Origin of the sequence: Wolbachia endosymbiont of Cardiocondyla obscurior, from assembly GCF_902713635.1 — a bacterium.
In the GTDB taxonomy this organism is placed as follows: Bacteria; Pseudomonadota; Alphaproteobacteria; order Rickettsiales; family Anaplasmataceae; genus Wolbachia; species Wolbachia pipientis.
Genome location: NZ_CACTIU010000040.1, coordinates 1 through 11,578, shown reverse-complemented (window position 1 = coordinate 11,578; position 11,578 = coordinate 1). Strand labels below are relative to the sequence as shown.

Sequence of the window (11,578 nt, the reverse complement as noted above, 5' to 3'; positions counted from 1 at the left end):
GTCAAGCGTTTAAAACATAAAAAACGCCAATATTTTAAAGCGGATAATAACCCCAGGGCTTCTTTTGCCTTTTTTTTTATTTGGTAAATTTCTTAATGTTTATGGCTAAACGACAATCGTCATCCCGCTACTTGTTAGCGGGATCTAGAGATACCGCGAATGAATCGCGGTATGACGGTTTGTGGCGGCATGACGATAAGGTTTATACCTTGTCATCCCAGTGCTTGACACTGGGATGACAGCTAGCCTGACAATCGTCATCCCGCTACGTGTTAGCGGGATCTATGCTTTGAGATACTGCGAATGAATCGCGGTATGATGGTTAAGTAAGGGATCTATGCTAAGAGATGCCAAAGACCTTCATGAAACTTTGCCCATTTGGCTTCTCTAAAGATTTCGTTTACAGAATCTAGTAACTCAGCTATGCAGAATAAAAAAAGTTTGTATGGTATACAAATAGTGTGTTTTTTTTATAATTATTTTCTATAATACATAAACCTTTGGTCCAAGCTGTAAATGCCACCATAGGCATTAAAAGTTAATTAACAAACTGCAATGTATAATGAAATAAAGAAACTTGTAAGACTTTGATCTTACAGATTATAAACTTGTCATAAAGTTTAATAGTGTCTGTTACTGCTTTTAGGTGTGAGGCTAGAGGGTTATTAGCAGTAACAGACACTATTAAACTTATTATAGAATTTACTTAAAGTAAATACTTAATTTAAAATATTATAATATTTTTACTTACAATAGATTTATGTAAATGCTTTTTTCCTCAATTAGTATTGTACTATTATACTTGTTGAATGCTAAAAAATTATTAACCATCACTAATCTCTATTTGCATAGTAAGTTTATATATACTATTATACAGTATATCACTTAGTTTTATAGCAAACAAACAAAAGATATGGTGAAGTTATTTGCACTATTGATAATATTTTACTCAAATATATCTGTTGCCTCTGCTCCTACTTCCTGGCAATTTGGATTTCCTGCTCCTGCAACTGAAGTAATGGAGGCTGTAGTTAGGTCACATTCGTTTGTGATGCTTGTGATGGTTACAATAATGCTTTTTGTGTGGGCGCTGCTTGCTTATATAGCGTTTCGCTTTCGTAAAAGCAAAGTAACAAACATAAGTAAAACTACCCATAGTGTTCCTTTAGAAATTATTTGGTTTGTTATACCAACTATCATTGTTGGAATATTAGCCTTTGAAAACGCTAAATTACTGAAGCTACAGGAAGAAATACCGAAAGCTGATATAACACTGAAAGTTATTGGCCATCAATGGTATTGGAGTTACCAATATCCAGAATATCAAGGTGTGTCATTTGATAGTTATATTAAGGGAAAAGAAGACTTTATCGAAGGAGATTTAAAGCTATTCTCTGTTGATAACAACATCGTTTTACCCATTAATACTAATGTTCGTTTACAAGTTACAGCAGGAGATGTGATACACAGCTGGGGAGTACCGGCTTTTGGTGTAAAAATTGATGCGATACCAGGTAGGCTGAATGAGGCGTGGTTTAATATCAAAAAGTCTGGTGTTTATTACGGGCAGTGCTATGAATTGTGTGGTCAAGGCCATGGATTTATGCCAATTGTTGTTGAAGCAGTAAGCAAAGAAGATTTTAATAAGTGGATTGAAAATAGAAAATTAGTGAGTTAAATTTGGAGTATAGATATGAGTGACGTACCAAGGGGCATAAAGCGTTGGTTGTTTTCCACTAATCATAAAGACATAGGGACACTGTACATTATTTTTTCCATATTAGCTGGAATTATTGGTGGATTATTATCGGTGATTATTCGCACTCAGCTAATGCACATTAATATACTTAACAATAACTATCAATTATATAACGTAATGGTTACAGGGCATGCGTTGATAATGGTGTTTTTTATGATAATGCCAGCCCTCATGGGAGGATTTGGTAACTGGTTTGTACCTCTCATGATTGGCGCACCAGATATGGCATTTCCTCGTATGAATAATTTAAGTTTTTGGTTATTAGTGTCATCTTTTATTTTGCTCATTCTCTCAGTGTTTATTGGTGAAGGTCCAGGTACAGGTTGGACTTTATATCCACCTTTATCACAGGTAATGTCGCATCCAAGTGCAGGAGTTGACATTGCTATACTTGCACTTCATGTTGCTGGTATGTCGTCAATTGTTGGGGCGATCAACTTTATAGTTACTATATTTAACATGCGTGCGAAAGGCATGTCGTTGACTAAGATGCCACTATTTGTTTGGTCTGTCTTGCTAACAGCATTTATGTTGATTGTTGCCTTACCGGTGCTTGCCGGTGCTATAACTATGCTTCTTACTGATCGCAATATTGGTACTTCCTTTTTTGATCCTGCAGGTGGTGGTGACCCTGTGTTATTTCAACATTTATTTTGGTTTTTTGGTCATCCAGAAGTTTACGTAATTATTTTTCCTGCATTTGGCATCATAAGTCAGGTTGTATCAACTTTTTCTCACAGACCTGTATTTGGTTACATAGGGATGGTTTATGCAATGATAGGTATAGCAGTATTTGGCTTTATGGTTTGGGCTCATCATATGTTCACTGTTGGGCTTAGTGCTGACGCTGCTGCATTTTTTAGCACTACCACAATTTTTATCGGTGTTATAACTGGTGTAAAAGTCTTTAGCTGGATTGCAACTATGTGGGGCGGAGCAATTGAGTTTAAAACCCCTATGCTATTTGCACTAGGTTTTATTTTTATGTTTGTTGGCGGTGGCATAACGGGAATAATTCTTTCTCATGGTGGAATAGATAAGCTCCTGCACGACACCTATTATGTTGTTGCTCACTTCCATTATGTCATGTCACTTGCTGCATTATTTGGAGCTTTTGCTGGCTTTTATTATTGGATTGGTAAAATGTCGGGTAAACAATATAATGAGCGCTTAGGTCAAATCCACTTTTGGCTTACTTTTATTAGCACCAATATCACTTTTTTACCTCAACATTTCTTAGGATTAGCTGGTATGCCAAGGCGTATACCTGATTATCCTGATGCGTTTATCCCTTGGAATTATATATCCTCAATTGGTTCGTATATGTCCTTTGTTTCAGTTATGTTTTTTGTGTTTATAGTTATACATCTTTTTAAATGGGGCAAGAAAGCTGGAGATAATCCTTGGGAAGGTGACACCTTGGAATGGACGGTATCTTCACCACCGCCTTTTCATACTTTCGAAAAGCCACCAGTGGTAAAATAGAATGTACACAAGTGTTTTGCTAAATGTTGAATCAACAATACTGGATTTTTGGCGTTTGCTGAAGCCAAGGATAATGTATCTTGTGGTATTTACTGCAGTTGCTGGTATGGTTACTGCACCAGGTAGTATGCACCCTTTTCTAGCACTAATATCTCTTATATGTGTTGCTCTTGGCTCAGGATCTGCAGGTGCTATAAATATGTGGTATGACAGAGACATAGATCTGCTCATGGAAAGGACAAAAAACCGCCCTATACCCTCAGGTAGAGTTTCTGCAGAAAGTGCGCTTGAATTTGGTATAACTCTTGGAATATTGTCAGTATTTATCATGGCAATAGCAGTAAACTATATTTCTGCTGCTTTGCTTGCTGTTAGCATATTATTTTACGTTTTCATATATACAATTTGGCTAAAAAGGCGTACTCCGCAGAATATCGTTATCGGTGGTGCAGCAGGTGCTTTCCCTCCAATGATTGGCTGGGCAGCTGTGACTAATTCTGTAAATTGGGAAAGTTTCATTTTATTTTTAGTAATTTTTATGTGGACTCCACCACACTTTTGGGCCCTATCTTTAAATAAGTCTGAAGACTATGCAAAGGCATCGATTCCAATGTTCAATATTGTTTATGGTCCGGAAAAAACAAGAAAATATATATTAATTTATAGTGTCTTGCTGGTGCTAACTAGCTTGCTTCCAGCTCTATTCTTGAAAAAGGCTTTACTTTATCTAAGCATGGCAATTTTTGCAGGTTGCATCTTTATTTGGTACGCTATATCAATTCTCAGATTCAAGAACCACAACTCACAGAAACAAATGTTTTCTTACTCAATTTCTTATCTATTTTCCCTATTTGCCAGTATTATTTTTTGTTCTATTGATTTATTTTAGTTATGAAAGAACGGCAGAAACATAAAAACTATTTTTTCCTTTTCCTTTTGGTAATGCTCGTTGTCACACTTTTTTTTGTTTCTATAATAAAATTTAAAGGTGCAGCTTAAACTACCTTTAGAAATTGTGCTTTCATAAAAGCAACTATATACTTTGTTAACCGATATAAACAAAGATGAGTAAAAAAGAAGTGACAATATATACGGATGGGGCGTGTTCTGGTAATCCTGGAGCGGGAGGATGGGCAGCTATCATATTATTTCAAGATTACAGAAAAGACATTTATGGTAGAGAAGAAAATACCACAAACAATAAAATGGAGTTAACAGCGGTGATCAATGGGCTGAAAGTATTGAAATTTTCTTGTAATATTAATTTATATATGGATAGTCTTTATGTTAAACATGGCATAACAGAGTGGATAAATAAGTGGAAAATGAATGGCTGGAAAACAAGTAATAAAAAATCAGTAAAAAATATGGAATTGTGGAAAGAGCTAGACAACGTTGCTTCACAACACGAAATTGATTGGAAGTGGGTTAAAGCACACAGTGGCGATAAGTATAATGAGGAGGCTGATAGTTTAGCAAGAAAAGCAATAATCGATGCTTAAAAAAATCACTATATCACTTTCCATAGTTCTATTGTTTGTATTCTGCTTATTTGTCTTTTTTAAGGGTGAGAGTCCTTTAGAAATCAATATTAATTATATTAATTTTTATGTTAAACATAAAATATCAAAGATATTTGTTGGCTCAAGCGTTAATATGGAGAATACCTCAGTTGTTTGGCAGAAAGATGGCAAAGATCCGTATTTAGTCATTACGGATTTGGCAATAGCAAACCCTAATTTTACTATAAAAGTTCCTGAGCTTTTTGTACATTTTAAGTTAAGTTCCTTATTTAAAGCTAGCACAAATCTCTCTCAGGTTTCAGCTGATAATGTGCATGTATGTATCAAGAGAGAAGAAACTAATGTTAATCCGCAAAACTCATTAGACCTTTTGGATAATCATTATTTAAGTAGTAACCGCCTTCCTTCGGTGTCATTCCAGCGCGTGACGCTGGAATCTAGAAAAAAAGAAACAAGTAGTCAAGCTACTTGGATGACAAGGACGAGTGCTGGGATGACAGGAAAAAAAGATACTGGGATGACAGGGAAGAATTTCAAGATGACAGAAAGTAGTGCAAAAAATCTATTAAAAACAATAAGGGAATTTTTTTTTGACTTAAATGCGGATTCAAAAATTGAATTTACTAACATCGCTATTGATAAAAGCACAGAAGATGAATTTTTTATTGATAAATTATATATAGGGAAGGGGGAAGATTTTAATGTTTTAGATATTCATGTGAATACAAAAGATGGAAAGGGATTTTTGGATGATTTATCAATTACGATAAAAAATCGCAACAATTTGCTAAATGTGTACGGGACATTTTATGATCTAAAATTGGGACTATTGAGCAAGTTTTCTACATTAGTTAAAAGCTACAATTTGGACAAAAATATAGGATTCAAAGGAAGCTTCTCAGTGAAAATTAATAAAAAGGATGAAATTGTAGATGGAAATATATACGTATTAAATACAGAAAATTATTTGAACAAAAATTTGGCCTTAACTAATGTAAATATAAATTTAACATATAGTAATGGAATTATTAGTGTAAAAAACTTCCATTTTAAGTTAAATGACACGTATCTCTCTTTAATAGGCAAAATGAACTTTGGTACAAGTCATGCTTTGCTTAGAATTAATATTAGTAAGTTTGCTGCAAAGGATTTATGTACTTATATACCAGATAGTGTAGTAAATAGTAAATTTAAAAGCTGGTATTGTGATAATATTGATGGGGATGTTTTAAATACCATTGTAAGTTTCAATGGCAAAATTAACAATTTGGTTGATGACGATCTGTCAGACATTGTAATTGTTGCTGATATAGAAAACGGTAGCGTAAAATTTGATGAAGATTTTGAGCAAGTAAAGGAATTAAAGGGTGATTTGATCATCAAGAATAACGATCTTGAAATTACTGTAAATAGCGCTAAGTTTCAGAATTTCACTGTTAATGGTGGTGATATTGAAATGAAATCTCTAAATAAGGAAGATTCAGTTCTAACCATTAATGGCAAAGCTGTAAGTGATGCGTATGGTTTATATGAGCCTATAAGATTTAAGCTGGATGATGTGGTGAAGGTTGAAAGGGATAAAGTAAGTGGAATGGCAAAATCCGTATTTAATTTTCGCATTTTTAATCTAAATGCTGATGACAAAAAAGTAGACTTCTCAGCAAATTTTCATTCTGAAATTGACAATTTGGCCGTCTATAATGCAAGTCTTGGTAAATATGATATTAAGCTTAGTTTTGGCAGTGACTTTATAGATTTAAATGGTAGTGGTATGGTGAATAACACACAGCTATTATTTGACCTGAAAAGTAGCAATAGGAATGAAAGTTTCGCCTGGAATTTGACCGGAGATTTACCCGCTCAAATATTTAATTTTGATAGTGGCTATGTCAGTGCAAATTTAGAGTCAGTGATAAATCAAGATAAGACGGGGTATGTTAATGGTGATATAGATTTATCAGAATTTGAATCACATTCAAGCTACTTAGGGTGGAAAAATCGCTTTGAAGATCACAATAAAATTTTGTTTTCTACAAGGTTAAAAGGAGCAGGTGAATTGTTAGTAGATAAATTAGACATTGTAGGAAATAACCTAGATATAAAATTCAGCGGAAGAGTAGAAAATGGAAATTTATATTTAAATTCTAGTAGCTTTAAATTGCCTGATAATGATTTTAGTATAGAGATTGAATCAGGTAAGGAGAAAAATGCCATAACTATTTATGGTGAGGAAATTAACTTAAGTGATATTTTAGGCTTGCTTGGCAAAAACAGTAATGGATTAAATAAAGATATAGAGATTAGTATGAATGTTGACAATGTAATTATGAAAGAAGGCATCGTTATCAAAAATGCTAAGCTGAATGTAACCTGTACTAAAGGTAATTGCAATGGAAGTCAATTTACAGGGCAGTTTCTGGAAGATAGCAGCAACATACTAGCAGAATACAGTGGAATAGGGCTCGAAATATATGCGGATAATTCAGGTATGCTTTTGCATTCCTTAGGCATTAGTAAATCAATTAAAAACGGCAAATTGTCTTTTTATCTCTCTCCTCAGAGAGAAAGTGGAGAACATTATGGTACGTTATCCATTAGCAATTTCTACATCAAAGATGCTCCACTACTTACTACTTTATTGTCGATGTCTTCATTGCCTGGCATTGTAAATGCCATAAAAAATGAAGGTGTATACTTTTACAAATGTAATGCACCTTTTTCATACAAAGATGGCACTATTGAAATTGAAGAATCTTGGCTTGAAGGGGCGGAGTTAGGTATTAGCACTGGTGGTAAGCTCGATATTAGAAATTATAAATTCCAGGTTGCAGGACAAGTAATACCAGCATATTCAATTAATAAATCTTTGTTAAAAATTCCTATAATTGGAAAACTTCTTACTGGTGGGAAAAGTAGGGGAATCGTTTCAATAGACTATAAAGCAAGTGGTGATGACAAAAACAATAACGTATCTGTTGATCTTATCTCTTCGCTAACTCCAAACCTATTAAAGAGGTTATTGGGAGTGTTTGATCGCATTATGACAAAAACTAACGAAAGTGGCTTAAAAGGTGGTGTGAAAAAGAAATTTGGTTCGATATGACCAAAAGGGAAGTTATTTAACAAAATTATGGACAAAAATGCAAGAATTTCAGAATGATCTACCTGGTTTTTTATTTAGTTGTTTAAGTAATACCACTCCCTTTAACCTCTCTATATTTGCTGAACAACTAAAAAGGGTAGGGGGGTGGTTGTAAATTGTATCTGTTCAGCAGAGTGGCAAAATAAGGTAGACGAGAAAAGACAACTATAGGAACAAATGGGTGTCATGCCAGTGCGTGACACTGGTTTCCATCCAAAAGGGTGTCATTCCAGTGTCAGCTACTTTCATGACATCGTTTACTATGTGCCATATTGTAATGTTCGTACAGTTGTAGAATGAATCGCGGTATGACGTGTTGCTTGGGTCAGCTATAGTATAAATATACTAGGGGTTATAGTTTTCTTATGCTGCCTTTTTGTTATTAGACAACCACAATATAAAGGAGTGAAACGGATGCAAACAGTAGTGCATTTCTGCACCAAACGTATTACCTTTAACGAATAGTAAAATGTGAGATTTTTTGGAACTACCGTGGAGCAATTGCTCCACGGTTTCATTCTACTTAGAATCCACCCATGCCACTCATTTCTCCTGCACCCATAGGAGATGAAGCATTTTCTTTGCTTGGTACATCAACTATCATAGATTCAGTAGTTATCAGCACACTCGCAACAGATACCGCTGTTTCAAAAGCAATACGCACCACTTTTGCTGGATCAATCACACCAGCTGTAAACGCATTAGCATAATTCATAGCCTCAACGTTGTATATAAGCTCTTTATCATTCTGCTTAATCAAATAGTCAATTATAACAGCAGATTCAAGACCAGCATTTTTGACTAACCTTCTAATTGGAGCACTGAGAACTTTCTTGATAATGTTTATGCCTATTTGTTCCTCGTCACTTGCACCTTTTAATTTGTCGAGAACAGATGAAGCATAAAGAAGCGCAACCCCACCACCTGGAACTATACCTTCTTCAATCGCAGCTCTTGTTGCATGCAGCGCATCTTCGACTCTATCTCTACGTTCTTTAACTTCCACTTCAGTTGCTCCACCAACTTTGAGCACAGCAACGCCACCTGATAATTTCGCTAAACGTTCTCTTAGCTTTTCTTTATCATAATCAGAAGTTGAAGTTTCAATTTGAGATTTAATCTGCTCGATTCTAGCTTTCACACTGTCAGAATCGCTATTTTCGCTGACAACTGTGGTATTATCTTTAGTAATTTTAACATTTTTAGCCGTACCAAGATCATCAAGCGTGAGATCTTCCATCTTGATTCCAAGTTCATCTTTTATGACGTACTTAGCACCAGTTAAAGTTGCTATGTCTTCGAGCATCTCCTTTCTTCTGTCACCAAAACCTGGAGCTTTTACTGCAGCAACTTTTAAACCACCACGCAATTTATTGATAACTAAAGTGCTTAATGCTTCACCTTCGATATCCTCTGCAATAATAACCAAAGGTTTACCAGATTTAACAATAGCTTCAAGAATAGGAAGTAAAGGTTGAATAATATTTAATTTTTTCTCTGTAATTAATAGATAAGGATTATCAAGCTCCACGATCATTTTTTCATTATTTGTAATAAAATACGGAGAGAGATAACCGCGATCAAATTGCATGCCAGTAGTCAGCTCAACTTCTAACTCTTTTGAACCTTTACTCTCTTCAACAGTTATTACACCCTCTTTTCCAACTTTTTTCACGGAATCAGCGATACTGTTACCTATATCCTTATCACCATTTGCAGAGATTATTGCAACTTGTGCCACTTCGTCTATTTTCTCTAGAGAAATTGTACGAGACATTGACGCAATTTCCTTTAATATTACATCTTTTGCCTTCTGTATTCCGTTTTTAATACCAACACGATCGTTTCCAGCAGCAATTGATTTTGAAGCTTCCATTATCATGTTGCTAGTTAGTATTGAGCACGTTGTTGTACCATCACCAACTTTGTCGTTACATTGAGAACAACTTTGTGCAAAGATGCTTGCTATCGCAGCGTTTAATGGTTTTTCAGGCTTGATACCCTTCATCACCTTATAACCATCTTTTGTAATTTCTGGTGCTCCATAGGGCTTATTAATCCCTACTGTTTTTCCTCTAGGTCCCGCAGTTATTGCCACCGTTGAGTCTACCATTGCTGCGACTTCACGAAAGGCTTCTTGCAACTGCTCACCTGATACTACTACATTAGTCATTTTTATCACCTCTTGTTAATAAAAAATTTAGAAAACTATAATAAAATTACTTACAATGCACTATGTCGTGCTTTGTTTTAGTTTAGTAAAATAAAGACTGCTACTTAATGACAGCAAGTATATCGGACTCTTTCATCACGATAAGCTTCTCATTATTATGTTCTATTTCTGTACCAGCCCATTGGCGATAGAACACTTTATCACCAGCTTTCACAGTTAAAGTTACGCGTTCGCCACTTGAATTGCGTGAACCTTCACCAATTGCTATAACTTCACCTTTAGTAGGTTTCTTTTCAGCACTTGATGGAAGCACAATTCCACCTTGCTTTTCTTCGCTAATAGGCTTGATCAGCACGCTATCATCTAATACATTTAAACTTATACTTGACATTTGTTTTTCCTCATCAACAAATTAACTTATAAGTTTATATATATATACTCGTAAGTTAGATTTCAAGGGCTGGAGCTTGTAAAATATGCACGCCAAAAGCAGTTTCTAAAAGAGCCTAATGTTATATAATAAAATTTAGATTTATTTATAGAGATTTCATGAGTTATATACCATTTTTAAGTCGTGGTGTGATAGTGCTATATGGGCCTGACACTAGAGATTTTCTGCAGGGTATTATAACCAATGATATTAATAAGTTGGATAGCCAAAAAGCCATTTACTCTTTATTGCTTAGCCCTCAAGGGAAATATCTATATGATTTTTTTCTTATTGAATATGGTAAATACACCTTCTTGGAGTGCGAAAACATACACTTGCAGCAAATAATCGAGAAACTAGATTTACTTAAAACTTATTTGAGGGTAAAGATTAAAGACGTTAGTGCACTATATAAGGTTGGGGTTTTGTTTAATACTAAGTTGGCGGAGTGTAGTAGTAAGTCACAAGTTATTTTTCAAGATCCAAGGCACAAGCTGCTAGGAATGAGGATCATACATAAAGATGAAATAAAAGAGCCGGTTGGGGATTTTACTCAGTATGAAAAAGTCAGAATTCAAAATCTCGTTCCAGATGGAGCGAAAGATATGGTGCAGAATTCATCGTTTCCGCTGCAATTTTTAATCGATAAGGTAAACGGTATAAGCTTTAATAAGGGGTGTTATATAGGTCAGGAAGTTGTAAATCGAATGAGCAGACAAGAAATATTCAGAAGAAAACTTTACCTTGTTGAGGGGGATAACGCACTTCCAGATATTGGCACTAAAGTGACAAATGAAAACAATGAGGAAATAGGGGAACTGCGCTCTAGTGTAGACAACATTGGATTTGCATTGCTTAATACTGGAAAGAGCCATGCAAATTTATATGCAGATGGAGTTAGGTGCGTTAAGACGTTGAAGTCTTAAGGTAGCACATATAGAAACGAAAAACTTGCTTGACAAACTCCGCCAGCCCCCTTATCATGGTATTGAAGGTATTCAGTTATCTTCATCTGTGCAGATTAAACAGCAAGAAAACAACGTAGTTGGCGTCTTATTTTTAATTT

10 protein-coding genes are annotated in these 11,578 nt (G+C 35.0%); 8 read left to right on the top strand and 2 right to left on the bottom strand.

The annotated features are described in order from the left end of the window. The first annotated feature begins 101 nt into the window (after positions 1 to 101). The 7 genes from WOCAOBSORBRA_RS03780 (at position 102) to WOCAOBSORBRA_RS06460 (ending at position 8,209) form a co-directional block, all read left to right on the top strand. Positions 102 to 239, top strand: a complete 138-nt coding sequence (locus tag WOCAOBSORBRA_RS03780; RefSeq protein ID WP_174515962.1) for a hypothetical protein — start codon at positions 102 to 104, stop codon at positions 237 to 239. 674 nt (positions 240 to 913) lie between these two features. Beyond that, on the top strand, positions 914 to 1,678 hold the full coding sequence (gene coxB / locus WOCAOBSORBRA_RS03775; protein ID WP_012673173.1) for a cytochrome c oxidase subunit II: 765 nt from the start codon (positions 914 to 916) through the stop codon (positions 1,676 to 1,678). A 15-nt stretch (positions 1,679 to 1,693) separates the two neighbouring features. Then, the gene (gene ctaD, locus WOCAOBSORBRA_RS03770; protein ID WP_174515961.1) at positions 1,694 to 3,244 is read left to right on the top strand and encodes a cytochrome c oxidase subunit I; all 1,551 of its coding nucleotides are present in this window, start codon (positions 1,694 to 1,696) and stop codon (positions 3,242 to 3,244) included. A gap of 1 nt (position 3,245) precedes the next feature. Continuing rightward, positions 3,246 to 4,133 (top strand): heme o synthase, encoded by an 888-nt coding sequence (locus WOCAOBSORBRA_RS03765; RefSeq protein WP_174515960.1) that lies wholly within the window; start codon positions 3,246 to 3,248, stop codon positions 4,131 to 4,133. A gap of 175 nt (positions 4,134 to 4,308) precedes the next feature. Then, on the top strand, positions 4,309 to 4,746 hold the full coding sequence (rnhA, locus tag WOCAOBSORBRA_RS03760; protein ID WP_077188167.1) for a ribonuclease HI: 438 nt from the start codon (positions 4,309 to 4,311) through the stop codon (positions 4,744 to 4,746). Then, complete coding sequence (locus WOCAOBSORBRA_RS03755; RefSeq protein ID WP_174515959.1) at positions 4,739 to 7,870, top strand: YhdP family protein; 3,132 nt, start codon at positions 4,739 to 4,741, stop codon at positions 7,868 to 7,870. The genes rnhA and WOCAOBSORBRA_RS03755 overlap by 8 nt, the downstream gene beginning before the upstream one ends. 216 nt (positions 7,871 to 8,086) lie before the next feature. Next, complete coding sequence (locus tag WOCAOBSORBRA_RS06460) at positions 8,087 to 8,209, top strand: hypothetical protein (RefSeq protein WP_255703183.1); 123 nt, start codon at positions 8,087 to 8,089, stop codon at positions 8,207 to 8,209. A 223-nt stretch (positions 8,210 to 8,432) separates the two neighbouring features. On the opposite strand, the gene groL is transcribed toward WOCAOBSORBRA_RS06460, so the two are convergent. Together groL and WOCAOBSORBRA_RS03745 are read right to left on the bottom strand one after the other, a co-directional pair. After that, a complete protein-coding gene (gene groL, locus WOCAOBSORBRA_RS03750; protein ID WP_174515958.1) occupies positions 8,433 to 10,082 on the bottom strand; it encodes a chaperonin GroEL in 1,650 nt (549 codons plus the stop codon). A 100-nt stretch (positions 10,083 to 10,182) separates the two neighbouring features. Continuing rightward, on the bottom strand, positions 10,183 to 10,464 hold the full coding sequence (locus WOCAOBSORBRA_RS03745; RefSeq protein ID WP_173862895.1) for a co-chaperone GroES: 282 nt from the start codon (positions 10,462 to 10,464) through the stop codon (positions 10,183 to 10,185). A 167-nt stretch (positions 10,465 to 10,631) separates the two neighbouring features. On the opposite strand from WOCAOBSORBRA_RS03745, the gene ygfZ reads away from it, so the two are divergent. Beyond that, positions 10,632 to 11,438, top strand: a complete 807-nt coding sequence (gene ygfZ, locus WOCAOBSORBRA_RS03740) for a CAF17-like 4Fe-4S cluster assembly/insertion protein YgfZ (RefSeq protein WP_174515957.1) — start codon at positions 10,632 to 10,634, stop codon at positions 11,436 to 11,438. Positions 11,439 to 11,578 lie beyond the last annotated feature (140 nt).